The 26,157-nt window shown below is 62.6% G+C and carries 20 protein-coding genes; 5 read left to right on the forward strand and 15 right to left on the reverse strand.

The annotated features are described in order from the left end of the window. Positions 1–67 precede the first annotated feature (67 nt). On the forward strand, positions 68–1,036 hold the full coding sequence (locus tag BcFMB_RS01035) for a glycosyltransferase family 2 protein (protein WP_024541146.1): 969 nt from the start codon (positions 68–70) through the stop codon (positions 1,034–1,036). A 2-nt stretch (positions 1,037–1,038) separates the two neighbouring features. Here the strand turns inward: BcFMB_RS01035 and BcFMB_RS01040 are convergent, their stop codons facing one another. The 9 genes from BcFMB_RS01040 to BcFMB_RS01080 all read right to left on the reverse strand — a co-directional run bounded on the left by BcFMB_RS01040 (position 1,039) and on the right by BcFMB_RS01080 (position 11,249). Beyond that, positions 1,039–2,529, reverse strand: coding sequence for a flippase (locus tag BcFMB_RS01040; protein ID WP_232513826.1), 1,491 nt, complete (start codon positions 2,527–2,529; stop codon positions 1,039–1,041). Between the two features lie 10 nt (positions 2,530–2,539). Beyond that, positions 2,540–3,433: a glycosyltransferase gene (locus BcFMB_RS01045; RefSeq protein WP_024541148.1), complete on the reverse strand. Its 894-nt coding sequence runs from the start codon at positions 3,431–3,433 to the stop codon at positions 2,540–2,542. Then, on the reverse strand, positions 3,430–4,518 hold the full coding sequence (locus BcFMB_RS01050) for a glycosyltransferase family 2 protein (RefSeq protein ID WP_099720784.1): 1,089 nt from the start codon (positions 4,516–4,518) through the stop codon (positions 3,430–3,432). Before BcFMB_RS01050 ends, BcFMB_RS01045 begins: the two co-directional genes overlap by 4 nt. Further along, positions 4,515–5,420 carry a glycosyltransferase gene (locus BcFMB_RS01055; protein ID WP_099720785.1) on the reverse strand — a complete coding sequence of 302 codons (906 nt, stop codon included), beginning with the start codon at positions 5,418–5,420 and terminating at the stop codon, positions 4,515–4,517. Before BcFMB_RS01055 ends, BcFMB_RS01050 begins: the two co-directional genes overlap by 4 nt. 49 nt (positions 5,421–5,469) lie before the next feature. Then, positions 5,470–6,234, reverse strand: a complete 765-nt coding sequence (locus BcFMB_RS01060; RefSeq protein WP_232513827.1) for a DUF4422 domain-containing protein — start codon at positions 6,232–6,234, stop codon at positions 5,470–5,472. 11 nt (positions 6,235–6,245) lie between these two features. After that, entirely contained in the window at positions 6,246–7,130 is an 885-nt protein-coding gene (locus BcFMB_RS01065) for a glycosyltransferase family 2 protein (RefSeq protein WP_024541152.1), read from the reverse strand. A gap of 267 nt (positions 7,131–7,397) precedes the next feature. Further along, on the reverse strand, positions 7,398–8,312 hold the full coding sequence (locus tag BcFMB_RS01070; protein WP_099720787.1) for a capsular polysaccharide synthesis protein: 915 nt from the start codon (positions 8,310–8,312) through the stop codon (positions 7,398–7,400). 100 nt (positions 8,313–8,412) lie between these two features. After that, positions 8,413–9,657, reverse strand: a complete 1,245-nt coding sequence (locus BcFMB_RS01075; RefSeq protein WP_099720788.1) for a nucleotide sugar dehydrogenase — start codon at positions 9,655–9,657, stop codon at positions 8,413–8,415. Positions 9,658–9,713: 56 nt separating this feature from the next. Next, positions 9,714–11,249: a sugar transferase gene (locus BcFMB_RS01080; RefSeq protein WP_099720789.1), complete on the reverse strand. Its 1,536-nt coding sequence runs from the start codon at positions 11,247–11,249 to the stop codon at positions 9,714–9,716. A gap of 360 nt (positions 11,250–11,609) precedes the next feature. Between BcFMB_RS01080 and BcFMB_RS01085 the strand changes: the two genes are divergently transcribed. Both BcFMB_RS01085 and BcFMB_RS01090 read left to right on the forward strand, forming a co-directional pair. Further along, positions 11,610–12,083, forward strand: coding sequence for a hypothetical protein (locus BcFMB_RS01085; RefSeq protein ID WP_099720790.1), 474 nt, complete (start codon positions 11,610–11,612; stop codon positions 12,081–12,083). A gap of 48 nt (positions 12,084–12,131) precedes the next feature. After that, positions 12,132–13,811, forward strand: coding sequence for an MDR family MFS transporter (locus BcFMB_RS01090; protein ID WP_099720791.1), 1,680 nt, complete (start codon positions 12,132–12,134; stop codon positions 13,809–13,811). A gap of 9 nt (positions 13,812–13,820) precedes the next feature. On the opposite strand, the gene BcFMB_RS01095 is transcribed toward BcFMB_RS01090, so the two are convergent. From BcFMB_RS01095 to BcFMB_RS09450, 5 genes are all read right to left on the reverse strand, one after another. Continuing rightward, a complete protein-coding gene (locus BcFMB_RS01095; RefSeq protein ID WP_099720792.1) occupies positions 13,821–15,173 on the reverse strand; it encodes an Nramp family divalent metal transporter in 1,353 nt (450 codons plus the stop codon). Positions 15,174–15,264: 91 nt separating this feature from the next. Then, the gene (locus BcFMB_RS01100) at positions 15,265–16,011 is read right to left on the reverse strand and encodes an HNH endonuclease family protein (protein ID WP_099720793.1); all 747 of its coding nucleotides are present in this window, start codon (positions 16,009–16,011) and stop codon (positions 15,265–15,267) included. 49 nt (positions 16,012–16,060) lie between these two features. After that, entirely contained in the window at positions 16,061–17,173 is a 1,113-nt protein-coding gene (locus BcFMB_RS01105; RefSeq protein ID WP_099720794.1) for a LacI family DNA-binding transcriptional regulator, read from the reverse strand. Next, a complete protein-coding gene (locus tag BcFMB_RS01110) occupies positions 17,173–18,570 on the reverse strand; it encodes a Maf family protein (RefSeq protein WP_099720795.1) in 1,398 nt (465 codons plus the stop codon). The genes BcFMB_RS01105 and BcFMB_RS01110 overlap by 1 nt, the downstream gene beginning before the upstream one ends. A 592-nt stretch (positions 18,571–19,162) precedes the next feature. Continuing rightward, on the reverse strand, positions 19,163–20,215 hold the full coding sequence (locus BcFMB_RS09450; RefSeq protein ID WP_157774991.1) for a hypothetical protein: 1,053 nt from the start codon (positions 20,213–20,215) through the stop codon (positions 19,163–19,165). Between the two features lie 672 nt (positions 20,216–20,887). On the opposite strand from BcFMB_RS09450, the gene pdxS reads away from it, so the two are divergent. Both pdxS and pdxT read left to right on the forward strand, forming a co-directional pair. Beyond that, positions 20,888–21,763 (forward strand): pyridoxal 5'-phosphate synthase lyase subunit PdxS, encoded by an 876-nt coding sequence (gene pdxS / locus BcFMB_RS01120; protein ID WP_099720797.1) that lies wholly within the window; start codon positions 20,888–20,890, stop codon positions 21,761–21,763. 12 nt (positions 21,764–21,775) lie between these two features. Beyond that, positions 21,776–22,426, forward strand: a complete 651-nt coding sequence (gene pdxT, locus BcFMB_RS01125; protein WP_099720798.1) for a pyridoxal 5'-phosphate synthase glutaminase subunit PdxT — start codon at positions 21,776–21,778, stop codon at positions 22,424–22,426. 85 nt (positions 22,427–22,511) lie between these two features. On the opposite strand, the gene BcFMB_RS01130 is transcribed toward pdxT, so the two are convergent. Beyond that, on the reverse strand, positions 22,512–26,129 hold the full coding sequence (locus BcFMB_RS01130) for a thiol reductant ABC exporter subunit CydD/CydC (protein ID WP_099720799.1): 3,618 nt from the start codon (positions 26,127–26,129) through the stop codon (positions 22,512–22,514). Positions 26,130–26,157 lie beyond the last annotated feature (28 nt).

Consider the following 26,157-nt stretch of genomic DNA (forward strand, 5'->3'; position numbering starts at 1 on the left):
GCTATCCCCATACTGTGGTGCCGGAGTATCGTGGGTATCACCACTCACCGGAGGAAAGAACGCATCCATGCAACCTGACATCGAAATTCTCATGGCCACCTACAACGGCGAGGAATACATCGAACAGCAGATCGCGTCCATCCAACAGCAGACCTTGCGCAATTGGACGCTCAGCATTTCCGATGATTGCTCCACCGATGGCACGCTCGACATCATCACACGTTTGGCAGCGCAGGACGCGCGCATCCGCATCGTCTCCCACGATGTGCGCCATGGTTCCCCGCAGGCGAATTTCAATGCGCTGATGGCACAGGCGTCTGGGCGATATGTGTTCCTTGCCGATCAGGACGACCTGTGGCATGCCAACAAGCTGGCGCTGTTCATGCAGCGCATGCATGCCGCCGAAGCGCAGTACGGGTCGGATACGCCGCTGCTTGCCTTCTCCGACCTAGTGGTGGTGGATGCGCACAATGATGTCATCGCACCGTCGTTCCTGCGGTTCATCGGCCGTGATCCTCACCGCGCCCAGCTGAATGAACTGCTTGCGCAGAATCTCGTCACCGGCTGTGCGAGCGCGATGAACTCCACATTGCGTGACGTCCTCCAGTCCATCGTGACGCACGGCGACGGCGACCGCATGATCATGCACGACTGGTGCTACGCGCTTGTCGCCGCGGCATTGGGCCATGTGGTGTATGTGGATCAGGCGACGGTGAATTACCGGCAGCATGGCGACAACGCGATGGGCGCGCACGGCTATTCGGGTCTCAAAACGCTGATGAGCCTTATCGTCCATCGCGCCCCGATCCGTCGGCGCCGCGTGGCGCGCATGCATCGCATGATCGATCAGGCAGCCTATGTTCGCGACGCATTGGCCGCATATGCCCGACCGTCCGGTCTCGAGACGCTCGACGCCTACTGCGCACTGCCGCAGCTGCCGCGGCGCCGACGTGTCCGTACGGTGTTCAGGTACCGGTTCTGGCCGAAGAAGCTCACTGACCGCCTCGTCGAGCTTTCGACGGTACGTGCACTGTAGTCTCAGCGCTTGCGCTTCACCATCGCGGTGAGGAACGATTCCTTCGTCAGCATCAGTATGCCTCCATCGGCACCGCAGAACACGAGCGCCGTGAGGATGATCTGCGCGAACGGATTCCATGTGCGTATCAGGTAATACACGCCTGCGGCGAGCAGGAACGCCACCACCCAGGCGAGCACGATCTTCCCGTAATCGGTGTATCGACGCACTTGTTTCATGAAATCACGCAGGATATAGGTGCGGATGCAGTAGACGGACAGTTCGGTGAGCACCAGTCCGAGCGCCGCGCCGTCGATGCCCCACAACGGGATGAGGATGCATTCGAGCACAATCGCGATGACCAGACCGACCACATTTGTATAGGTGTAGGTTTTTTCCTGGTCGGAGGCGACCATGTACTGCGATTGCATCGATCCGATGGAACCGAGCAGAACCAGCGGCGCGCCGATCCGCAACGCGGCGTTGCCGGGAAGGTAATCGCCGCCGCCAAGGATCATGATCAACGGGTCGGCGCAGATGACCAAGGCGGCAATGATGGCCAATCCGAGCATCAGCAGAAAATTGAAGTTCTTCGCCATTAGCCTGGTCGTATGGTCATGTCCTTCCTGCGCCTCGTAATACGAAAGCCTTGGAAGCATGACACCAGTGACCGATCCGCCTACACCGGTGCATATATTGCGGATTTTGAATACGAGCTGATACAGGCCCAATGCATAGTTCGAGCTGAAGAAGCCGAGCAGCAGCATGTCGATCTGCCCATACATGCCCGCCGTGATGCTGGAGACACTGAATGCGAACATCGGTTTGAAATGCCGGCGGATACGCATCGGACGGTGCCGGGAGAACGTGACGAAGGAACGCAACCGGAGGATGTTGAGGATGTTCGATCCGGTCGTGCCGAGGACGGTGACCGCCGCATAGGCCGGATAATCGTTGGTCCGATGCACGAATATGAACAGCAGCACAATGCTGGCTATCTTGAACAGGATGTTGCGTACGGTGATGTATTCGTATTGTTCGATGGAACGGTAGAACCATTCCGCACCGCATGCCGAAAGCCATATCGAGGTGCCGACGATGAACATCAGCGGCAGCTCGTCGCGTGTGCGCGGCAACGCGAAGACGAAGGCGATGAACGCGATGTATACGATCGTCGTCGAACAGATCAGAATGACCAGCAGCTCCTGAACGACCGCGCTCAACCGTTCGCGGTCGTCCCTGAGCTTCGCGCATTCCCTCGTGCCGTACATGTTGAATCCCAATAACGCCACCAGCGAGAAGTAGCCGACGAACGTAAACGCCCACGACACGATGCCGTTGTTGTCCGGTCCCAACACGCGGGATACGTATGGCACCGTGATCAACGGGAACAGGAATGTGGACGTGGTCAGGATCGTGTTCATAACCACGTTGAATTTCACGGAACGTATCTTGGGTTGTTTAAGCTGTGTATCCATACGAGCACCGTTGGTATTTGGTATGTTGATGGGCAATCCGTTCGGTTCATCGCGCCGGAACGTAGCGGTCCAGCACGTTCAGCGAGCGCACGTAGTTGCGCAACGTGAAGATCATCCTGCGCCGTTCGTCCTGCGGCAATGAGCGGTCGGTGGAGACGTCCTCGGCATGGCGCACCGTCAGACGCTTGTCGTAGAGCATCGTCAATCCCTGCCGACGGCAACGCATCAACAAGATGTCCTCTTCGAAATACAGGAACGTGCCCGGATCGAAGGGGTGCTCGAAACGCCGGACGAAGACCGGCGTGAACACCAGACATGCACCATGCAGTTTGTATGGCCTTCCCTCGATGGCGTCCGCGGTGCGGTTTACATGTTCGGGAAGCGCTTCGGTGTCCGCATGGGTCAGTTTCGCCTTCAGTCGGGTGAGCGGGCCGAACAGATGCAGATGCAGCAGCAGCAGGATCACACGGAACCGTCTGATCTGCCTGCGCACTTCCGCGCGCGTATCGACCATCGCATAGATCGGGTTGGAGTGCGATCCGTTCCTGCCGGAGACGATGTCCGGGCCGATGACGCCTGCCTGTGGGTGGGCCTGCGCGTCCTGAACGCATACCGTCATGAAATCATCATCTACCACCGTCGCGTCGTTGTTCATCGTTACGATGAAGTCGCAGTGCAGCGTATCGCGCGCATAGGCATACCCTACGTTGTTGCCGCGCGCGAATCCGGCGTTCGTCCGATTGTGCAGCAACGTCACGGCCGGATCGTCGCCGTAGCGTTGCTGCAGCCGCTGGTAGCTGCCGTTCGCGGAGTTGTTGTCCACGACGATGATGTCGGCTCCCGCACAGTGCCGTCTGATGGATTCGATGCATTGCCCGGTCGCGTCGTCGGCAAGATAATGCAGCACAACGAAGCCGAATCGAGGCGTGTCCGTGGTCATGATTGCCCTCCTTGACATTGACGCAGACCGATGGCGCTCGCAGCCGCGGCACGCAGCACGGGATTGCGCATCATCGTGTATTTCAATCGGATCGGCGCACTGAGCACCGATGTATCGATGTCAGTGAGCCGCTGGCGCAGCTGCCGCACACGCTCGTTCGCCGCCGCCACCCGCTTCCCGGACGGCGCCAGCATGATCGCAGCCTTGTATTCCTGGAAATACAGATTGACTTGTTCTTCCTGCCATGCTGCGTAGAGTTGCCGATCCTTATCCAATCCGTATGCATGCATGAGCCGCGCACGCGCGTCGATGGCAGGATGGTAGAGCCCCTGCGCATGGTTGCGGTAGGTGCGCTCCCCCAATCCGCCCACGCGGTAGCGGTATTCGGCCGCGTCGATGTAGACGATGCTGCGCGCCGCGGCGAAAGCCTGCATATTGAAGATGTTGTCCTGCATGCGCGGCAGTTGCGGGTCGAAACGCAGCCGCTGCGCTTTCAGGAACGACCGGCGGTACAGCTTTCCCCATGGCACACCGATCGCCGTGACGAAGCCTTTCGGTTGCGCATACGAACCATCGATCAGCTGGTGGTACAGTGGTCGTTTGTGTTCGGCATCGGAGGCAGTGAAAGGCTGCGGGAAGAAATGCTGCCGTTCCTCGCCGCCCGTGCCGCATGCCACACACGCGCTCATGACGATGTCGGTATCCTCATGTGCGGCCGCCATCAACGTCTCCAGATACCGCGGTCCGACGGTATCATCCGGATCGATGAAGCAGACCCACTCACCTCGCGCGTCGGCGAGACCGTGGTTGCGCGCAGCCGACACGCCCGCGTTGGGCTGTGCGAGCAGCGTGATCCGCGCGTCCCGTTTGGCGTATTCCACGGTCTCTGCGGCCGATCCGTCAGTGGAGCCGTCGTCAACGACGATGATTTCGACATCGTCATAGGTCTGCCGTGCGATTGATTCCAGGCAGTCGCCGATATACGCCTGCTGGTTGTAGACCGGTATGACGACCGACACCGCCGGCGCGGCCGCCTGATCATCCGGATGCGTCGCGACATTGGCGTCGATGTTGCCGTCGGTCATTTGCGATACTCCTCGATATGCTCGATATGCATGCGCACGCCATCGCGGATGCCGCGGCAGTATGCGCTGAGTTTGGCGACGCGGTGGCCTTCGAACACCAATGACAGCACCATCAGCATCGGAATCTCCGTCAGTCCTTCCAGACCGGTCCACCGATGGTACTTCTTCCAGAAGATGACGCGGTTGCGCGCCTGATAGTAGCAGCGTATCGGACCGTAGCCGAGTTTGTACAGCGGCTGCCACACGATCTTGTCGCCGGGACCGCGTCGCGGCACCCTGACGAAGGTCTTCTCCGATTTGCCTTTCTCATGGATCAGGCAGGCGCGGTTGTCCTTGACGATCGTGTATCCGTTGAGCAGCAGCCGTTCGTTGAAATCGAAGTCAACATAATCGATGAACAGCGCATCGTCGAAACCACCGACGGCGAGCGCCGCCTCAACGTCGTTGAGCGTGCCGGAGGTGATCGCGCCGTGCTTGGCCGCGTGCGTGAACCGTTCGAGCGGCGGCATCGTCATCGCGCGGTATTCCTCCATCGTCATGCGGTTGCGGTCGAGGATGAAGGGGCTGACCATCGCCACGTCGCCGCTCAGATGCCGTTCGAGTTCGTCGCACATGCCTTCGGTCGGCACGCTGTCCTGATCGAGCATCAGGATATGTGCGTATCCGCCGTCATGCGCGGCCGCGAGCAGCTGGTTGAGCGCGAACGCGATGCCGCGGTTCTCGGTGTCGGCGATCACATGCACATTGTCGAATTCGCCTTCGCACAGCGCACGCACGTCCTGCGCGTTCGCGGAGCCGTTGTCGTAGACGAACACCTGCCGCACCTGCGGCGCGGTGGCGCGCAGATTCGCCCGCAACCGTTCGATCTCGGGGTTGAAGGCGACGATTCCAGCACAACGCATCAGCGTGGTTCCTCGATTCTGTGAAGACTGTTTGGGCCGCTCGCGGACATCAGATCCTGTGCAGATACATGAGCGATTTGACGCGCGACCTCAGATTCGCCTTCCATGCCGTTTCGTCCGGCATGTACACCGGGTAGCGTTTGACGTTCAGCTGCTGGGCGTCCACCCAGACGTTGAGCAGACGTTCGGCGAGGAAGCCGTACAGACGCCTGTTGTAGGCGTCGTATCCGGAGACGTCGAGCATCGCTCGTGCCTCGTCGAGAATGCCGAACAGCCATGTCATGTAGGCGTCGAAGCGCGGTGCGGACATGACGAACATGTTGTAGCAGCTCAGGTCGTGCCTGCGCATCAGCGCGTCGAAGGCCGGCACGAACTGGGGCGTGCGGCGGTTGACGATCGCGCGGACTGTCTTGAGGTCGTCGATGTTGTGGAACTGCGCGAACTGCGTGCCGATCGTCTTCGTCAGCACCCACGGCTCGGGCAGTATGATGTCATACCGCTGCAGATCCTGCGAGAGCACCGATGCGGGGACGATCCGTGTCTTGTGGTGGTCGGTGTAAAAGTAGCGGCGGTAATGCACGAATCCGACGTTGTCGTCGCCCAGATTCGCGTTCTTCCACACCCAATACTGCGCCGTCAGTTCGCAGAACTCGGGATTAAGCGCGGAGATGTTGTCGCCCGTGTCGTCGCGCACCGCGATCGACGCAGTGTTGTTTGCGGCGCCGGCCAGGATCGGCGTGTAACCTTCCAGGTTCGGGGCGTCGAAGTCCTTGTGGGAGACGATGTACATATGGGTGGGTTTCAGCTCCTGCATCGGTCGTCCCCTCATGCGCGACGCGCCGCGCGCTTGGCGTCGATCTTGCCTTTGCGGTTGCCGACATAGCGGAACACGCAATCGATGAAGAACGAGCCCATGTCGATGATTCTGCCTTGGGCGAGCAGTCCCTTCATCGTATGGCCCACCATCGCGAAGCCTTCGCCGGTGATCGGCGCCGAGCCGAGGATGTCGCGGTGCTTCTCCATCTCCACGCCCTGCAGGTAGTTGCGCTTGTACTGCTGCCGCCATGTGAAATTGTGCGAATGGATGACCGCCGCCTGTGCCTCGTAGACGACATGCCACCCGGCATGCAGCAGGCGCGCCGCGATGAACATGTCCTCGTTCGTCAGCACCGGGTTCTCGAAGCCGCCTACCTCAAGATACGCGGTGCGCCGGTAGGCGGCGCAGACGTCGGAAGCACGGAACGCGTTGATGCCCAGACGCCGCACATCCTGCGGCGTAATGGTGAAGGAACTCGGCCCATAGGTGAATTCCCTGACGAGCGTCTCCGCCGGGCGCGCATCGGCGCGTGGTATCTGACGGCCGTAGACGAGCGCGACACGCTCCTGCTTGAACGGCGCGAGCACGGCATCGATGTATTGGTCGCTTTCGGGAAGCGCGTCCTGCGTAAGGAACAGCACAAAATCGCCGCTGCTTTCGCGTAGGGCCATGTCCCTCGTGCCCCCGTGGTTGAAATCCTTGCGGTCGATGACGATAAGACGCACTTCGGGATGACGGCGCACGAGGTCACGCGTGTCGTCGTCGGAGGAGGAGTCCACGACGATGATTTCGTCGGGCACCCTGCGCTGATGCTCCAAGCTGGTCAGCAGATCGTCAATCATCGTTCCCGCATTCAGCGTGGGGATGATGACTGAAACATTCGTCTGAGGCATCCTGGATTCCTTTCGGGAGCACCTATCACTTCTGCGCGCACCGATTGCGTATTCGTCCTGTACGTCACCAGTGTAATCAACGCATGGTATGCAGCCTGCGTATCGCCATGAGCATGGCGGCGCGGCATGGCGACGAGCCTTTCAGGCGATGATTACGAGTGGCCATCGTAGCACACGAAGCTCGAATGCCTCCATGCCGGCGGCTTCGTCGGCATATCCTTGGCATATTGTGGGCACATCGTCAGCACATGGGAAGCGCCGTATCGTTCACAGCGTGCCGTCGAGTACCGCGCCGTACACGGTATGCGCGGCGGGAATCCGCTGCACGTTCTTATAGGAGAGCTTGTACGCATAGGTGTCGGCCGGCAGGTCCACGCTCGCATCGGCGAGCTTGCCCGCAAGATATAGTCGATGCAGGTTGTTGACCGGCTCCGCGTCGATCATCGCGCGCACCTGTGGGATATGCGTATACGCGGCGGAGAGCATCACGTCGATCATGAAATAGTCGGGGATGTGGTCGGTCAGCCCATACAGCGCGACGAAGGCCTGCAGCATATAGGAGAACAATGGATTCCCCTGCTTGCCTCCCATGAAGTAGCCGGTCCAGTTGCGCGTGGGCGCGCTCTGATGGTTCGGAATCGAATAGAACGTGTATCGCCTGACGTCGTCGGACAGGTCGGCGGTCAGATACATCGTCGCGTCCATCCACATGCCGCCATGCTCCTTCAACACGGCGAAACGGACGATGTCGGACAAGGTCGTGATCGTGATCTTGCCGTCGTGCACCTTGCGCATGATCGACGGATCCAGCGACGCGTACTGCTCGACCGTGTCCTTCGTGATGAGGCGGACCTCGCGCCCGCTGGCGTGACGCTTGATGCTGTCAATGCAGGCGCGGACGATCGGGGGCTCGGAGCCGTCCAGACCCTGCCACCACATGACCCATATGGGTCCGTCATTGGTCGCGGGCAGTGTGGCGATCGCGTCGGCATCGAAGGGGATGTCCTTCATGAAGCGGTTCCATGACGCCTCGACGAGCTTTTCATAATATGCCCCGATATTACGATGCGCCAGATGATGCAGCAGGCTCGTCATCCCCATCCGCGGCCCGAACAGGCGGGTCGCGCTGCACACGTACTGCAGCTTCGTGCGGATCTTCCCCATCGTCGACGACCATCCCATCGCGTTCCCTCGAATTACGTTTACATTCCAACAGCAAGATGCGAGATGGATGGACGCCACGCGTTGACCAACACTCGACGTCCATCAGCTGAATCACAGCTCAATCGCGCTTGAACAGGTCTCGCGTGTAGACCTTGTCCGTCACATCGTTGAGTTCGTCGTTCCAACGATTGGCGACGATGATCGTCGCTGCATCCTTGAACGCGTCGAGATCATGCGTGACCGGGCTGCCGAAGAACTCCTCGTCTTCCAATGTCGGCTCGTAGACGACGACCGGGACGCCCTTCGCCTTGATGCGCTTCATGATGCCCTGGATGCTCGACTGGCGGAAGTTGTCCGAGCCGGACTTCATCGTCAGGCGGTAGATGCCGACGGTCGGCTTCTCGGCTCCTTCGATCTTCGACAGGATCTGCTCGGCGATGAAGTCCTTGCGCGTGCCGTTGGACGCGACGATCGCCTCGATGAGGTTCTGCGGCACGTCCGCGTAGTTCGCGAGCAGCTGCTTCGAATCCTTCGGCAGGCAGTAGCCGCCGTAGCCGAAGGACGGGTTGTTGTAGTGGCCGCCGATGCGCGGATCGAGGCAGACGCCGCGGATGATCTCGGCCGTGTTGAGGCCGCGGGACTCGGCGTAGGTGTCCAGCTCGTTGAAGTAGGCGACGCGCAGCGCTAGGAAGGTGTTGGCGAACAGCTTGATCGCCTCGGCCTCGGTCGTGCCGCAGACGAGTTCCGGAATGCCGGTCGTGCCGTCGGCGTTCACGCGCTCATGTTCCTCCGGCGCCGCACCCTGCGCGAGCAGGTTCGCGAAGACGTGCGCCGCCTCGACGGCCTGCGGATCGTCCATCGGCGCACCGACGACGATGCGCGACGGGTGCAGGTTGTCGTACAGTGCATGGCCTTCGCGCAGGAACTCCGGGGAGAAGATGATCTTCCTGTCGCCGGTCTTCTCGCGCAGCTGCGCCGTGTAGCCGACCGGGATCGTCGACTTGATGACGATCCAGCAGTCCGGATCGTATTCGCGGATGGCCTTGATCGCGGCCTCGACGCTCGACGTGTCGAAGTAGTTCTTCTTCGGGTCGTAGTTCGTCGGCGTCGCGACGACCGCGTAGTCGGCGCCGGTGTAGGCCACGGCCGGATCGGTCGTCGCCTGGAAGTCGAGTGCCATCGTGCCGTCGCGCTTGCCGTCGAGGAAGCGCGTGATCTCCACGTCCACGATCGGGCTCGTGCACCGGTTGAGCATCTCGACCTTCTCCGGCACGATATCCAACGCATGCACCTCGTTGTGCTGCGCGAGCAGCAACGCCACGGACAGACCCACATAACCGGTTCCGGCGACGGCAATCTTCATCACGTTCTCGATTCTTCTAGTTTCGGTTGGTTTGGCTGATTGGTTGAATGCTGTGCTCAGTACGCGCCGTGCGGGTGCACGACGATGCCGATCGTGCGCAGGATATAGACGATGTCGCCGAGGACGCTCCAATCCTGCACATAGCTCACATCGAGCTGACGGCTTTCCTCCTCGTTCAGGTCGTTGCGGCCCGAGACCTGCCACGGTCCGGTGATGCCCGGCTTGACGAGCAGACGCGTCGCGTAGACCTGATCGTATTCCTCGACTTCGAAGTCGCGCTGCGGGCGCGGTCCGACGACGCTCATCGAACCGGTGAACACGTCGAAGAACTGCGGCAGCTCGTCGATGCTCGTCTTGCGGATGAAGTTGCCGACCTTCGTGATGCGCGGATCGTGCTTGAGCTTGTAGCGCGCGCCCATCTCCTGACCGTTCGCCTCGAGCACCTCCTTGAGGTGCTTGTCGGCGTCGACGCGCATCGAACGGAACTTGTGGATGTAGAACGGCTTGCCATGCAGTCCGATGCGCTCCTGCTTGTAGAAGACCGGACCGCCGTCCTCGAGCTTGATCGCCAACGCGACGATCAGCATGACCGGCGATGACAGGATGATCGCGATCGACGAGACGATCAGGTCGAAGATGCGCTTCTTGATGCGCGACGCCGGCGAATACTGCGGCAGGCTGATCGTCATGATGCTCATGCCCTGGATGTTACGCATCTGCGTCGCATGTTCGGCGATGTCGAGCGCCGACGTGATCAATGCGATCTCCAGGTTGAGGGCCTCCATCTGCACGGCGAAGGTGCTCAGGTTGTCGGAGAAGCGGTCGAGCACGTCGGTGACCATGACGGTCTGCGCGCCAGTCTGCGCGATGCGCGCGGCGAGGTCGTCGCCGTAGGTGATCGGCTGGATGAAGTCGCCCCACGACTCCTCCACCTCGGCCTTGAGGAGGTTGCGGTCCGGATCGGCTTCGATGAGACCGGTGGCCGGGTTCACGCGGATCGGGCAGACGCGCACCGGCTTATAGTTGAGCTGCTTGCGCTGGTTGAGGAACTTGAGGATCTGGCCGATTCCCTCCGGCGAGCCGACGATGACGGTCGGATAGGCGTATTCGCCTTTGCGGTGGCGCACCGTCAGGAACATCCTCGCGATCATGCGCACGATCATCTCGACGACCCAGACGCACAGGCAGGTCACAGTGACGTCAGCCAATGAGATGTTCGTCTGCATGATGTAGTTGACGGCGCAGATGCTGATCCAGCTGATGCCGGCCGCCTTGAACAACAGGACGTTGAGCTGGTAGCCGTCGGCGAACACATGGCGGTGGTAGACGTCGGCGACACGTGAGCAGAACACCCAGATGATCGCGCACACCGCCGCATACAGATACGGGTTGATCGTGACGTTCCACTGCAGACGGGTCGTGAAGACGCGCATCTCCTTGTACATCGCCATGACGCCCAGATTCACGCAGAAGAACACCAGCGCGTCGAACGCCATGAGCGCAAGGTTCATGACGAATCGCCACTGCAGCACCTTGGCGGATTGACGATCGACCTGCTGTGCCAGCTGCGCGTCGCGCTGCGTTCCGCTCATCGCTCTCCCTCTGATGAATCCGACATTGCCATCCGATGCGTAAAACGGCGTCGCATCACCGCGCGGATCGTCCGATCTGCGCGCATACGAACATTCATCATAACGCGGACCATGTTCAGCGATGGCGTGTTCCACACAGCATCTCCACGGTCGCCCCCGCCCCGCCGCCGTTTCTCGAATAGTGAATAAGGGAGTGCCCTCTGTCTAATATTGAGACAAGGTATCTCAACTACGCCGCACATCCGGCGGCATCCATGCGTCCACGAGCACCCATGAGCGTCCGCGCACCGTGCGCCTTCATCAGCCCCGTGCCCATACGTCCCACGCATGGCGGCGGATGTCGATTCGAAGGAGGCCACTATGGCAGCACAGACGGAGCATGTCGAGGATGGGGACGACGTGATCGAGGAGACGACGGTCGTCACTCCGAGCGAGGAGGACGACATCCAGACCGGCGAGATCGATGCCGTGACCACGCAGGACGAGGTCGACGACGACATCGAGGACGACGAGCTCCATCAGTTCGAACGCCGCATCGACGAGATCCTCGCCACCGGCGAACTCGACGAGACGCTGCGCGTCATCGACGAGAAGGGCGTCGCGCAGGTGCTGCCGGTGCTCGACAACGAACCGATCTCGCATCTGCTCGACGGCATCGAGGAGATCGGCGGCCGCGCGAACGTCTTCGTGCGCACCGCGGACGGCATCGCCGTGCTCAACGTCGTCGAATACAGCCCGCAAAGCCAGGACGGCGACGCGCAGTCGGCCGATGACACCCCCACCGGCGAGACGCCGGTCGTCGACGACGACACAGTGGGCATCGAGGAAGACTGACACAAGCCGCGGCCGCGATGGCCGCAGACGACGAGAACCTAGGAACGCATGGCAGCACACGGACAGCAGGAGCATCCACAACACGAACAGGCCGGCAGCGACGGCGCCCCCACCCGCGGCGGTCGCCCATACACACGCGAGGTGCACCACGAGCCGGAACCAGCCACGAGCGCGCATCGCGGACTCGCTGGCCTGTCCACGGTGCTCACGCGCGAACGTGCGTACCGCAACGGCCATCTGACGCGTCCCGCCTTCGTCTCGCTCGCGATCCTGACCTTCATCACCTTCGTCGGCAACTTCACGCAGCTGCAGCTGAGCGCCGCACTGCCGACACTCGTCGACGACTTCGGCATCTCGGTGACGCTCGGCCAATGGATGACATCGATTTTCCAGCTGACGATGGGCGTCATGGTGCCATTGACCGCGTATCTGACGCGGCGCTTCTCCACACGGCAGATCGTCATCACGTCGATGGTCGTATTCACGGTCGGCTCGGTGCTCGCGTGGCTGAGCCCGTCCTTCCCGCTCGCGTTGTTCGGCCGTTTCCTCGAGGCGGCCGGCACCGGCGTCATGTGGCCGGTGCTGCAGATCACCGTCTTTTCGATCTTCCCGCTCGACCGGCGCGGCATGGCGATGGGTGTCGTCGGCATGGCGATGGCTGTGGCCCCGGCGATCGGCCCGACGCTCGGTGGCCTGCAGACCGATATGAACGGCTGGCGTTCGATCTTCCTGACGCTCACCGTCATCGGCTGCATCTCGGTGCTGCTCGCCGTGTTCGGCCTGCATGACTTCGGCGAATCGGACAGGACGGCGCACGCGGACTTCTTCTCGGTGGGACTGTCGATCATCGGCTTCGGCGGTCTCATGTTCAGTTTCACGAACATTCAGGCCTATCCGCTTACGGCCCCGGTCGTCTGGCTGCCGATGGTCATCGGCGTCGCCGGCATCATCTGGTTCGTACTGCGGCAGATCCACAGCGAGAAGCGCTTCAAGGCGGGCAAGACGGGCCGTCCGGCGCTGCTCGACCTGTCGGTGCTGCGCAACGCGCATTTCTCGGTCGGCACGCTTATCGCGGCATTGAGCTTCTTCGCGTTCAGCTCGCTCGTCGTGCTCATTCCGCTGTACATCCAGAACTGCCGCGGCTATACGGCCACAATCAGCGGCCTCGTCATGCTGCCGGGCGCCATCGCGCAGGCGATCGCCCAGTTCTTCGGCGGCCGCGCGCTCGACCGTTTCGGCGCGCGTCCGGTCGCGATGGTCGGCACGATGCTGCTGTTTCTCGGCACCGCGATGATGAGCATGATCGGCATGCACACCTGGATCTGGTACATCTCGATCTGTCAGTTCATCCGGCAGATCGGCATGGGCTTCGTCATGATGCCGGTCACCACCTGGTCGCTCAACTGCCTCAAGCCCTCCGAAGTCTCCGCGGGTTCCGCCGTGACGAACACGGTGCGGCAGATCGCCGGCGCGATCGGCTCGCCGGTCATGATCCTGACGATGTATTCAATCGCCGCCGCACAGCTGTCCGCAGGCCGTTCCGAAATCGCATCGAACATCATCGGCATCGAATGGGCGCTGCGCATCAGCGCGATCATCAACTTCGTCATGATCCTGCTCGTCGTCTTCGGCGTCAAGGGCGAGGATGCCGGCTCCACCCGCGAAGCGGTGCGCCGGGCACTGCACCATGAGCAGGACGGCAAAGCCGCTGCAGCCTCTGCGAAGTAGCACGGCTCGCTACGCCTTGCCCATCGCCGTGAGCACGATGAGCACCAGGTTGAGCAGCACGATCACGGCGCATACGGCGAGGCAGATGATGTGCTTCACCGTGCCGTCGGCGTATTTGCCCATGATCTCGCGGTCATGGGTGTAGCGCATCAGCGGGATGAGCGCGAAGGGGATGCCGATCGAAAGCACCACCTGTCCGATGATCAGCGCCTCGGTCGGATTGTTCGCGAAGGCGAGCACGACGAGTGCCGGCACGAGCGTCACGATGCGGCACGCCCACATCGGCACCTTCACCCGTAGCAGCCCCTTCATGATCTCCGAGCCGGCGTAGGTGCCGACCGACGTGGAGGACAGCGAGGACGCGAGCAGCCCGATCGAGAAGATCGTGCCGATGGCCGGGCCGAGCATCTGCGTGATCGCATGCTGCGCGCCTTCGATCGTGTCGGTGCCATCCATCCCGTACAGCGAATTCGCCGCAATGACGAGCAGCGCGATGTTCACGGTGCCGGCGATCGCGAGCGCCCAGACGACATCGATGCGGCTGCCGTGCATCATCTCGGGCACGCTCGGCCGGTCGATGCCTTTGCCGAAGTGGTCGTTGACGAGTGTCGAATGCAGATAGATCGCGTGCGGCATGACCGTCGCACCGAGCATCGATGCGGCCATCAGCACCGAGGAGCCGTCCGAGAAGCGCGGCACGAGCCCTTCGGCCACCGCGAGCGGGTTCGGCGGGTCCATGAACAACCCTGCGATGAAACCGAAGGTGATGACGAGCAGCAGTCCGATGACGAGCCGCTCGAAGATCTTATGCGTCTCACCGCCTTGGAAGAGCAGCAGCAATGTGGAGACGGCGCCGATGATGCACCCGCCGAGCAGCATCGGTATGCCGAACAGCAGGTTGAGCGCGATCGCGCCGCCGATCACTTCGGCCAGATCGGTGGCGATCGCGATCACTTCGGCCTGCATGAAGAACAGAAAACGCCCGGTCGTCCCCATGCGCTCGCCGAGGATCTGCGGCAGGCTTTTGCCGGTCACGACGCCGAGCTTCGCCGCTTGGTATTGGATGAGCACGCTCATGCAGTTCGCCACGACGAGCACCCAGACGAGCATATAGCCGTATTTCGCACCGGAGGTGAGGTTCGCGGCGACGTTGCCGGGGTCGACGTAGGCGACCGCCGCGACGAATGCCGGTCCGAGCATGCTGGCGAGCGCATGCGTCGCCTTCTCCGGCTTGCCTTCGTCCTTGCGTGCGATGGCGATGTCCTGCGCGGCCTCCGCGTCGAGTTCGAGCGTATCGATGTCCACCGGCTCCTGAACGCCATCCGCCGTGCCATCCGGTTTCGTTTCGCTTCGCCGTGCCATCACCGCTCCTCGTCGCCTCGTCCTATCAAGCAGTCCTAGAGGACCAACATAACGAATCGGCGTCTGTTCGCGGCTCGCTCAATCGTCGTCGTCATTCCTCGGGCACCGCCTGCCCGGGGCAGCTGTGCAGCACGCCAAGCATCGCGCGTTTCTCCTGTGTGGTGACCGTCAGCCCGTATTTGTCCTTGACGCCGATCTGCCGTGCGACGTACTCGCAGCGGTATCCGCTGTTCTCCGGTAGCCAGTAGGCGGCGGACGCCGAGGATTTCTCCTGGTTCGCCGCACCGTCCACGGCGATGAGGTTGTACATATCGTTGCCGAACTCGTAGCGTTTCTTCGCGCTCCAGGCGCTCGCACCCGACTGCCACGCGTTCTGCAATGCCACGACATGGTCGATCTGCACGGCGGCGCTCGTGTCCCTGCCCCGCTGGAAATGGATCTCGTCGCCGGTGTACGGATCTTCGAGGACGCCCGACTGGACCTTGCAGCTGCCGCGCTGCGTGTAGCGCACGTCGTCGAGGTCGCGGCCCAGCACGTCGTCGCGCACGTCACAGCCGTTGCCGTCGACGTCGGTCTGCCGGTAGCCGAATTTCTCGCGGTCGTAGCCGCGCGACGACGGATGGTCGTCGACGGCGAGCGAGTCGAGCGTCTGCGCAGCCGTACCCGTCGCACGGTATCTGCCGGTCATCTCGGCGAGCTTCGGGCTGACGCGGGGCAATACAAGGCCGATCGTCACACCGATGACGATGAGGATGACGAGCAGGATGAGCATACGTTCGAACAGGCCGGCGCCGTTGATGTACTTGCGGCCGAAATGCTGGGAGCGTCTGCGTGTCATGCCATTACGTCTACGCGTTCCCGTCTGCGAACGCAAATCGCCGGCCCCGTCATCGCCGCGCGGCCGCGCGCACCGACTGCCGCACGATCAGATCGGCCGGCGCGAGCCCGACGCCGTGTCTGGAGATCGCGTACCCCGGCTCGTCGCGTTCGCCGAGCAGATACAGGATCTCCTTCATCGCCATCGTGCCCAGATCGTCGAAGTCCGGCCGCACCGTCGTCAACGGCGGGTAGAGGTTGTCCACGCCGGGCATGTCGTCGAAGCCGGTCACGCTCACGTCGTGCGGCACGCGCAGGCCATGCTCGTACAACGCGCGCATGACGCCGATCGCCATCACGTCGTTCGAGCATACGACGCAGGTCGGCAAGCGTCCGCCGTTCGAGCCGATGTTGTCGAGGATGTGGTTCATCCGCCGGTACGCCGCAGCCGACTCCCATGCCCCGCACTGCACGGTGATCGAGTTGACGGCGCGGGCGACGCACAGCTTGTTCCATGCGGCGAGCCGAGTCGCCGCGTCGCGCCAGTCGGTGTCGCCGGCGAAGAACAGCACGTTGCGGTGCCCGTAGTTGCGGATGAGCTCGATCACCGACGCCATGCCGCCCCATTGGTCGACGCCGGCGATCGAGATGCGCCGCCGTTCGCGCACGCCCGGCAGCCGCAATCCCTCCTGGACGCTGACCGCGCCGTGCGTCGACGTGACGATGACGCGCGGCTGGCGCACGCGGGCTCGGCATGCCGCCTCGAACATGCCATCGGTCGGCGTGAGCATCAGGAAAGCGTCGACGTCCTGCTGTTCGAAACCGGCGCACAGTTCGTCGAACTCCCGCTGCGTGCATGCGGCCTCGTGCACGAGCGCGACCGAGATGAATATGCCGTGGGCGCGAGCGACCGTTTCGATCGCCGACATCGCCCTGACGGCGCCGTAGAAGCGCTGCCCCCCTGCGATGAGCCCGATCGTGCGCGAACGGTGGGAGGCGAGGGCGCGTGCCGAATTGCTTGGCCGGTAGCCGAGTTCGGCGATGGCGGCGTTGACCTTCGCGCGCGTCGCGTCGGCGACATTCGGTGAATCGTTGATGACGCGCGAAACCGTCTGGTGACTCACGCCGGCGAGTTTCGCCACGTCGAAGATCGACGGCCGTTTCGCCCGTGCACGCGTCGTCATCAGCGTCCTTGGTATTCTTCGGCGAGTGCATCGAGCCGCGTGCGGAAGCGCGGCCAGTCGGTGCGCATCGCCGTAAGCAGCTTATGGCCGGGGACTTCGTCGATCGCGACCCATTCGATCTCCATGCTTTCGTCGTCGTTCGCCTTCGGATGCACGACGTGTCCCGGCTTTTCGAACGCGAAGACCGTCGTGTAGGACCACGGGCCGTGGTCCTCGCAGTAGGAGCCGACGACCTCGATGTCCTCAGGCGTGATGTTCGCCTCCTCGTTGGCTTCGCGCAACGCGCCCTCCAACGTCGATTCGCCGTCGGCGATCGCGCCGCCCGGGATGCCCCAGGTGCCGCCTTCAGCGCTCCATTCGGCGCGGTGCTGCATGACGATGTGCGTGACGTTGCCGGTCGTCCCATCACGGCGCGCGAGCAGCACGCCGGCGGCGCCGTTGAGTCCCCAATGCCTGCGGCCGCATGCGCATTCGACCCAGCCGTCGCCCGGTTGGCGCACGTTCGTCTTCGGCGCCTTCGCCGAGGATTCCTGGAATCGCTCGTCTCGTGTCACGTTCCACAAATCGGTCCATTCGACGCCCATGCGTTCGACGAGTTCGCGCGCCAACGGCAGACTCAGTCCGATAATGCCGCTCGGCGCGCCGGTGATCGAATCGATGAACGCGCCGCCGAGACCGTCCAGTGTGAAGGAGCCGGCCACTTCGAGCGGCTCGCCAGAGGCGATGTAGCGGTCGATCATCGTTTCGGTGAACTCGCAGAACGCCAGCGTCGCCATGCTCGCCGCGGTTTCGACACGCCCGGTGGCGAAGTCAATCAATGTGTGCCCGGTCCACAGTTCGCCGGTCGCGCCGCTCATCGCCCGCAGGCGTTCGCGCGCGACGGCCTCGGTGTGCGGCTTGCCGTACGCGTGGCCGTCGAGCAGGAACATCGAGTCGCAGCCGAGGATCAACGGGCCGACCTTGCGGTCGGCGAGACCGCCGGTCGTATCGATCGGTTCGCATTCGGTCGGGATGTCGACGCCGGAGAAATCGCGCGTCTGCGCCGACGCGATGGCTTCGGCCGTGTATTCGGCGGCCGGCGACCCCGCGTCGGTCACCATCTGCTCCGCGGCCACTTCGAGCGGACGGCCGATGACGCGTTCGCCGGTGGCCTCCGAGGCTGTGCGCACGACGTTGCGGTAGATCTCATAGACGGCCATCGCCTTCGCACGGGACAACGTGCACACTTTGTCGGCGATCGGCAGCTCGTCCACGCTCACGCCCTGCTCCCGCGCCCTGCGCTCAAGCACGGCGTCCTCGTCGACATGCGACACGCGGATCGTCGGACAGATGCCGGCGTTGAACAGCACATCGCGGCGCGGCTGGGACTTGGAAGCGAGAATCAACGGAATGCTCATGCAGTCCACCTTACTGCACATGGCGCATCTCCCCGCATAACTCAACACTTCCAACCTAATCCCAAGCCATGCGCGGCCCCACACCCATGCCTTGCGTCTCCCTCCCCGCACACCTCAACACCTCCAACCTGATCCCAAGCCATGCGCGGCCCTGACCATCCCATTCCCATACCCCGCCTTCTCTTCATTTCGCATAACTCAATATTTCACGCCCAATCTCGAATTATGCGCATCTCCATCTCTCTCACATATTAATTCTCTTCACTCGCACTTCGCATAACTCAATATTTCACCCATATTTGCGAGCTTTGCACCAGCCTCAACTCTTAGCCCCACTTCCCTCGCCGCATAACTCGATATTCCCTTCACAATCTCGATATATGCAATGGACGCACCCTCTCGTCCACGTCATCCCAAGGATTTATGAGCAACGGTGATGCATCTCAGGTAATTCCTGCACTCATTTTGTGTCTATTTGTGCGATTCTTTCCTTAACCAAGACCCCCGCAACCCATTTCTCCATCCCACTCTGTGCATACCTCAATGTTTCACCCAAAATATTGAGATATGCACCTCTCCCCTAGTCCTGCACTCAGCCCTCTCTCCCCGCGCGCCGCGGATCCGCGAGCCGCGCATAGGTCAAGCGCATGATTCTCGGCTGTTCGCCGGTGTGCCGTGCGATTATGCACATGACGCGCATCGCGAGTCGATCCACCGCCTCCTCGGAGTTCAGATCCTGCTGCGTCACCTCGAGTACCTGCCAACCCAGCGCGGCCAGCGCGCCGAGCTTGTCGCGGTCACGCCGATACTGCCTGTAGTCCGAACGATGCTGATCCCCCTGATATTCCAATCCCACCCGATACCGTTCAATCGCGAGATCAACCGTCTGCTCTGCCCGTGAATCATAAGCAGCGCCCGGCACCGCGAAATTGATCGCGAACTCCGGAAGACCGCGCAATTCCAACCGCACCCGCAGCTCGGTCTCCTTGACGGAGGCGCTGCCTGGTTCCGCGATCGCGAGCGCAATCCGGCATCGATGCTTGCCATGGAAACGACGCGCTTCCACGAATGTGCGCAGCTCATCGAGCGTCGCCAAACCGTAACGCTCCATCGATTCCGCGATCTGGACGAGCTGCAGCATCGTCGCGTCCATCGCAATCGATGTCCACGCGGCCGCCGGCTTCAGACAACATATGCCGTTCGCGAGCTGCTGCACGCAATCGTCGGTCAATCCGTTCCACACATGCATGCGCACATCTGACGATGCATGCCGTTCCGCAGCTGTGCGAACCACGACGTGCAGCGCTTCCGCATTCGACGTCCGTTTCGATTTCCTCCCCGGCTTGCGCGGCACCGCGTTATCCCATGCATTGCCCGGTACCGCCAGATCTTCAGGCGTTTCCACTCCAAGCAATCTCAGCGCCGTCGATTTGCAATACACGTATGGAAGATTGGCATCCCTGCAACGGCGCATCATCTGCGCCGTACGCTCCCGCAGATTGGCGCGCAGCATCGGATACGAACGCTGATTCCCATATCCGCGCTGCACAAGACCTTCGTCCATCGGTGCATCCACGGGCACGGCGTCCCACGGATATTCATCATCCGTATACTCCCCATTGGCGCCGAATGTAGTGATTCCCATGCACTCCCCTTTCAAGGATTTCCTGCCCGTACGGGTGTGCCCACCATACGACCGGAGATTCCCTCACACAAACCGATTTCGCACTTCTGGGGAAATGTGGATTCCTCTGCCGATTTCCTCACCGCCTGTGCACAATGCTGTGGATACCCGCACAGCTCAGAAGATGCTCCTCATTCCCGATTGACTCACAGTCCCCACAATGGATTCCCTCCCACTCCCCTTCCTTCCTCCTCCCCACCTATCACCGACCTCTCCGCATAACTCAAGAATGGACCCGTATTCTCGACCTATGCGTCCGCGCTCCGTCATGGATACGTCAATCAGTCATGCCGACTTGACCAATCCGCACATTTGCGAACACGAGCCTTATCAAATAAACCAATTTCTTACATAATTACTTATTTCCGATCATCTCCTATGCGACTCTCTCTCCCTCTCCAATGCATAACTCGATATTTCACTCGAAATATCGAGTTATGCCCCCCACACACACCCACACACCCAAAGCGTTCATCTGCTGAACACCGCCCCCGACTCATGCACATTCATGTGCTATCTCTCGAGGGAGGCCGCGCGCCAGCGCACGCCGAAGAGGATTCCCACGCCGTAGTCCGCGCACATCCGCGCACCTTCGACGGCGTACCATGCATCTACAACCCAAGAAGGTCATCGATGGAAACCACGAGAAACGAACTCAACAAGAACCTCGCACAGATGCTCAAGGGCGGCGTCATCATGGACGTCACGACGCCCGAGCAGGCGCGCATCGCCGAGGACGCCGGCGCATGCGCCGTCATGGCGCTTGAGCGCATCCCGGCCGACATCCGCGCTGCCGGCGGCGTCAGCCGCATGAGCGACCCGGCGATGATCAAGGGCATCCAGGAGGCCGTCTCGATCCCGGTCATGGCGAAGGTCCGCATCGGCCACATCGCCGAGGCGCGCATCCTGCAGGCCATCGAGATCGACTACATCGACGAGTCCGAGGTCCTCTCCCCTGCCGACGATGTCTATCACATCGACAAGAACGAGTTCGCCGTCCCCTTCGTCTGCGGCGCGAAGAACCTCGGCGAGGCGCTGCGCCGCATCGAGGAGGGCGCCTCGATGATCCGCACGAAGGGCGAACCGGGCACCGGCGACGTCATCCAAGCCGTCCGCCACATGCGCACGATGAACAAACAGATCCGCGAGCTCGTCTCGCTGCGCGACGACGAGGTCTATGAGTTCGCCAAGCAGCTCGCCGTGCCGTATGAGCTCGCGAAGTTCGTGCATGACAACGGCCGCCTGCCGGTCGTCAACTTCGCCGCCGGCGGCGTCGCGACCCCTGCGGACGCCGCGTTGATGATGGAACTCGGCGCCGAAGGCGTCTTCGTCGGCTCCGGCATCTTCAAGTCCGGCGACCCGGCGAAGCGCGCCGCCGCGATCGTGCAGGCGACCGCAAACTGGCAGGACGCCGACCTGCTCGCCCGCCTGTCCGAGAACCTCGGCGAGGCGATGGTGGGCATCAACGAGGACGAGATCGAAACGATCATGGCCGCCCGCGGCGAGTGACGGACAGCACCCATGGTTGTTGACGTTTCCTACATCTCCAAAGAGCATTCCGACGGCGTCGATGCCGCGGCGCATGGCGTCACCGGCATCCTCGCCGTGCAGGGCGCCTTCGCCGAACACGCCGCGATGCTCGACCGTCTCAGCGCGCCGTGGAAGCTGCTGCGCGCGGCCGAGGATTTCGACGGTTCCATCGACCGCGTCATCCTTCCCGGCGGCGAAAGCACGACGCAGGGCAAGCTGCTACGTTCCACCGGCCTGTTCGACCCGATCGCCGCGCACATCGCGGCCGGCAAGCCGACCTTCGGCACCTGCGCCGGCATGATCCTGCTCGCCGAACGGCTCGACAACGACCCGAACGTCTATTTCGGCGCGCTCGACGCGACCGTCCGCCGCAACGCGTACGGCCGTCAGCTCGGCTCGTTCGCTACGACCGAGGGTGTGCGGACCTTCGACGCCTACGGCGACCCGAGCGGCGTCATCAGTGATTTCCCGCTCGTGTTCATCCGCGGCCCCTTCGTGGCCGAAGTCGGCCCGAAGGCCCATGTCATGGCGAGCACCGGCGGCAACGCCGTCGCATTGCAGCAAGGCAACATCCTCGCGACCGCCTTCCATCCGGAGATCACCGACGACACCCGCATCCACGAGTATTTCCTGAGTCTGTGATTTCAAGAACTACGAACGACTGAGGGTGGTTCGCGCATTGTATGAACCGCCCTCAGCGCTTTTCACCGTTCGGTGAGGCACGTCCTCACACCACGCGCACTTCGTCGGCGATCTTCATCGTTGATTCCCGGTGCGAGACGAGCACGACGGCGGCGCCGCTTTCCTCGACCAGACCGTTGATCGACTGCAGGATATAGGCCTCGTTGAGCGAATCGAGGCGACTCGTCGGCTCGTCGAACAGATAGAGCCGCGCATCGCGCAGGAACATCCGCGCCAGACCGATGCGTTGACGCTCACCCTCCGAAAGCCGGCCGCCGAGTTCGCCGACCGAAGTCTCGACGCCCTGTGGCAGACTCTCGACGAGCTGCAGCGCCGACGCCTTGCGCAGCGCCTCGCGAATCTCATCATCGTCCGCATCCGGCTTCGCGATGCGCAGGTTGTTCGCGATCGATCCGTCGAACAGATACGTCTCCTGACTCATCATCGTCTGCAGTCTGCGGCGCGTATGCGCATCCACCGACGGCAATGCGTCCCCGGAGAGCGTGATAACGCCCGATTGCGGATCCCAGTACCGCATCAGCAGCTTGAGCATCGTCGACTTGCCGCGCCCGCTCGGCCCTTGCAGACCGAGGATGCCCGACACCGGCACGTCGAGCGTCACGTCGTCGAGCACCGGCGCACCGTCGGCGTAGGCGAAGGTCACGTCGTCCATCCGCATGCCGTCGTACTGCGGCGCGAGCGTGCCATGTTCGACGACCGCGGGCGTCTCATCCATCAACGCGAACAGACGCCGCGCCGACGCGAAGGTCTGCGTCAGGCTCGCCGGCAACGCGCTCAATGCGAGCGTCGGCCCGAACGAACTGACGACGAGCACGAGCGCCGTCACCGCGGACGCCATGTCGGCGTTCGTCGTCAACGCCAGCGCGAGCGTCAGGAACGCCGCGCATGCCGAGACGAGCACGATGATGACGTGGTCGAGTCCGCCGTAGGTCGCGTTGCGTGCGCTGAGCTCGACGCGCTGCGCCCACAGCGCACGCGAACTGCGCTCGATCCGAGACAGCCGCGCCTCGCCCCGTCCGAAGCGGATGATCTGCTCCAGGCCATGCATGTCGTCGAGCACGATGTCGTCCAATCGAGCCGATTCCTTGCGGATGCGGCCTCCGACGCCGTGCAGTGCATCGGCGAACAATTTCGGCACGACGACTCCGATGAACAGATGCGCCACGACGAGCAGCAGCGCGAACCACGGGCTGAGGAACAGCAGCGCGACCGTGTAGATGAGAGTCGTGGAGATTGCGATGACGGTCGGCGAGATCGTATGCGCGAAGAAGATCTCGAGCAGCTCCACGTCGGTCGTGACCATCGAGACGAGGTCGCCCTTGCCTTTGCCGGCGAGCTTCGCCGGCGCGAGCCTGCGCAGCGCCGCGAACATCTTCGCGCGGAACAACGCGAGCAGCCGGAACGCCAGATTGTGGTTCATGTACTGTTCGCCATAGCGCATCGCGCCGCGAACGAGTGCGCAGACGATCATCAGCGCAAGCGCCCAGCCGGCGCTCATCCCCCACACCGGTTTGCCGAAAGCCGTGAACAGCGCCATTGTGCCGAAGACCGGCAGGAAGGTCGCGGCGACGTGGCCGAGTGTGCCGAAGACGCATGCGACGATCATCAGCGGTCGCAGCGAACCGACCTGACCGAGCAGCCGCGCGACGAGCCGCATCGTCGACATCTCGCGCGGCGTATCCTTCTTTGCCGACTTATCCGACGTTGACGTCGACGCGATTGCCGACGAGGCAGGACCGGCGCCCTTCGTGACACGAGTCTGTTCCGTCGGCTGCGCCGCCACGCTTTGCGCATACCGGATTCCCGCGTGTCCTGTGCGCTTGCCGACCCGTTCGACGTCCGTCTGCGCGCGGAACATCGTCGCGTACGTGCCGTCGGCGGCGAGAAGTTCGTCGTGGGTGCCGGTCTCCACGCAGCCGCCGTCGGCGAATACGGCGATGTCGTCGGCGGCGACGGCGTCGGCGAGACGATGCGTGACGAGCAGCACCGTCTTATGCGCCGCGAGCTTGTGCACCGTCTCCATGATGAGCCGTTCGCTGTCCGCGTCCACCGAACTCGTCGCCTCATCGAAGATCATGATCGGCGTATCGCGCAGCAATGCGCGCGCCACGGCGACGCGCTGGCGCTGGCCGCCGGAGAGATTCGCCGCGTCCTGTTCGATCCGCATGTCCAATCCGTCGGGTTGCGCGTCGATGAGGTCGAGGATGTGGGCGTCGGCGAGCGCACGCCGCAGTTCGTCGTCGGTCGCGTCCGGTTTCGCCATCAGCAGGTTGTCGCGCAGCGTGCCGGCGAACAGATGGCTGCGGGCGCCGACGATCGACACCGCATGCATCAGCGCGTCCTCGCTGCAGTCGCGCAGTTCGACCGTCGTATCGCCGGCGACGAAGCGCAGCGAGCCGCTGTACCCTTCGAGTTCGCCGGCGATGAGCGCCGCCAATGTCGATTTTCCCGATCCCGATGCGCCGACGATCGCCGTCAGCGAGCGCGCCGCCATCGTCAATGTGACGTCATGCAGCGCCGACTTGGCGGTGTCGTCGCTGCCGTAGGCAAATCCGAGCGCTTCGGCGCGTACGCCGAGATCGGTGTCGGCCGGCAATGTCTGCGTGCCATAGGTCGGCCCGGGTACGTCGAGCAGCGCGAAGATGCGTTTACTGGAGGTCATGCCGTTCATCGCGACATGGAAGTACGAACCGAGCTGGCGCAGCGGCAGGAAGAAGTCGACGGCCATCAGGATGACGAAGAGGACGCCGGACAGGCCGAGCAGCGGATCGGCGAGGCGTGGCTCCGAGACGAGCAGGTCGCCGAAGGCCTGATTGCCGCCGTGCATGAACTGCCAGACGGCCACGAAGATGCCGGCCGCCGCGCCGCCGTAGGCGACGACGTCCATAGCCGTCAGCGAGCGCAGCTGGATCTGCAGCACGCGCATCGTCATGACGCGGAACTCCTCCGCCTCGCGGTTCATTTTTTCGGCCGCGCGGCCGTCCGCGTCGAAGGTCTTGAGCGTCTCGAGCCCCTGCAGGTCGTCGAGGAACACGGCGCCCATGTCCGTGTATTTGCCCCAGTATTTGCGGAAGGTCTTCGCCGTGCGCATCGCGATGAGGCCGACGATGATGACGATGAGCGGCGCGCAGACGAGCAAGGTGACGGCAGTCGGCATGTTGACCGGCGCGATGACGGTGAACAGCGTCAGCGGCGCGAGGATCGCGAAGCCGAGCTGCGGCAGGAACAGTTCGAAGAAGCTCTGCACCTGATCGACGCCTTCGCCGGTGAGCTGCACGACGTCCGACGTGCGCACATGCTGCGCATACGACGGTCCGAGCGACAGCATCTTCCTGTACAGCTGCGAGCGCAGGCCGAGTTTGACGCGCTCGGCCGCCAACGTGCCGAGTTTCGTCGCGAGCCTATGCGCGACGAAGCGCACGACGGCGATGACGAGGAACACGACGACCGATAGCCAGAACTCCGTGACGTCCGCCGCGAACGCAAGGTCGTTGCCCGCGTAGCGGACGAGTGGCGCGACGATGCCGACGATGCTCGCCGCGAGCGCGATGTCCGCGAGCAGCCCGATCCACAGGAAGACGATCTTGCCTACGACGAGTTTCCTGACTCCCGGTACGAGCGTGAAGAGCCGCTTGTCGACCATCGTTCCTCCTGAGCTTCGATTGTTCGTT

It is taken from the genome of Bifidobacterium choerinum (genome assembly GCF_002761235.1).
Lineage (GTDB): Bacteria > Actinomycetota > Actinomycetes > Actinomycetales > Bifidobacteriaceae > Bifidobacterium > Bifidobacterium choerinum.

Excerpts from the sequence above, each read along its gene's own strand:
- BcFMB_RS01070 (WP_099720787.1), bottom strand. The coding sequence starts at position 8,312 with ATGGGATGGTCGTCGACGATGGGGAAGATCCGCACGAAGCTGCAGTAC.
- BcFMB_RS01050 (WP_099720784.1), bottom strand. The coding sequence starts at position 4,518 with ATGACCGACGGCAACATCGACGCCAATGTCGCGACGCATCCGGATGAT.
- BcFMB_RS01095 (WP_099720792.1), bottom strand. The coding sequence starts at position 15,173 with ATGGCACGGCGAAGCGAAACGAAACCGGATGGCACGGCGGATGGCGTT.
- BcFMB_RS01090 (WP_099720791.1), top strand. The coding sequence starts at position 12,132 with ATGGCAGCACACGGACAGCAGGAGCATCCACAACACGAACAGGCCGGC.
- BcFMB_RS01110 (WP_099720795.1), bottom strand. The coding sequence starts at position 18,570 with ATGAGCATTCCGTTGATTCTCGCTTCCAAGTCCCAGCCGCGCCGCGAT.
- pdxS (WP_099720797.1), top strand. The coding sequence starts at position 20,888 with ATGGAAACCACGAGAAACGAACTCAACAAGAACCTCGCACAGATGCTC.
- pdxT (WP_099720798.1), top strand. The coding sequence starts at position 21,776 with ATGGTTGTTGACGTTTCCTACATCTCCAAAGAGCATTCCGACGGCGTC.
- BcFMB_RS01105 (WP_099720794.1), bottom strand. The coding sequence starts at position 17,173 with ATGACGACGCGTGCACGGGCGAAACGGCCGTCGATCTTCGACGTGGCG.
- BcFMB_RS01085 (WP_099720790.1), top strand. The coding sequence starts at position 11,610 with ATGGCAGCACAGACGGAGCATGTCGAGGATGGGGACGACGTGATCGAG.
- BcFMB_RS01045 (WP_024541148.1), bottom strand. The coding sequence starts at position 3,433 with ATGACCACGGACACGCCTCGATTCGGCTTCGTTGTGCTGCATTATCTT.
- BcFMB_RS01055 (WP_099720785.1), bottom strand. The coding sequence starts at position 5,420 with ATGCGTTGTGCTGGAATCGTCGCCTTCAACCCCGAGATCGAACGGTTG.
- BcFMB_RS01060 (WP_232513827.1), bottom strand. The coding sequence starts at position 6,234 with ATGCAGGAGCTGAAACCCACCCATATGTACATCGTCTCCCACAAGGAC.
- BcFMB_RS01130 (WP_099720799.1), bottom strand. The coding sequence starts at position 26,129 with ATGGTCGACAAGCGGCTCTTCACGCTCGTACCGGGAGTCAGGAAACTC.
- BcFMB_RS01035 (WP_024541146.1), top strand. The coding sequence starts at position 68 with ATGCAACCTGACATCGAAATTCTCATGGCCACCTACAACGGCGAGGAA.
- BcFMB_RS01080 (WP_099720789.1), bottom strand. The coding sequence starts at position 11,249 with ATGAGCGGAACGCAGCGCGACGCGCAGCTGGCACAGCAGGTCGATCGT.
- BcFMB_RS01075 (WP_099720788.1), bottom strand. The coding sequence starts at position 9,657 with ATGAAGATTGCCGTCGCCGGAACCGGTTATGTGGGTCTGTCCGTGGCG.
- BcFMB_RS09450 (WP_157774991.1), bottom strand. The coding sequence starts at position 20,215 with ATGGGAATCACTACATTCGGCGCCAATGGGGAGTATACGGATGATGAA.
- BcFMB_RS01100 (WP_099720793.1), bottom strand. The coding sequence starts at position 16,011 with ATGACACGCAGACGCTCCCAGCATTTCGGCCGCAAGTACATCAACGGC.
- BcFMB_RS01065 (WP_024541152.1), bottom strand. The coding sequence starts at position 7,130 with ATGCCTCAGACGAATGTTTCAGTCATCATCCCCACGCTGAATGCGGGA.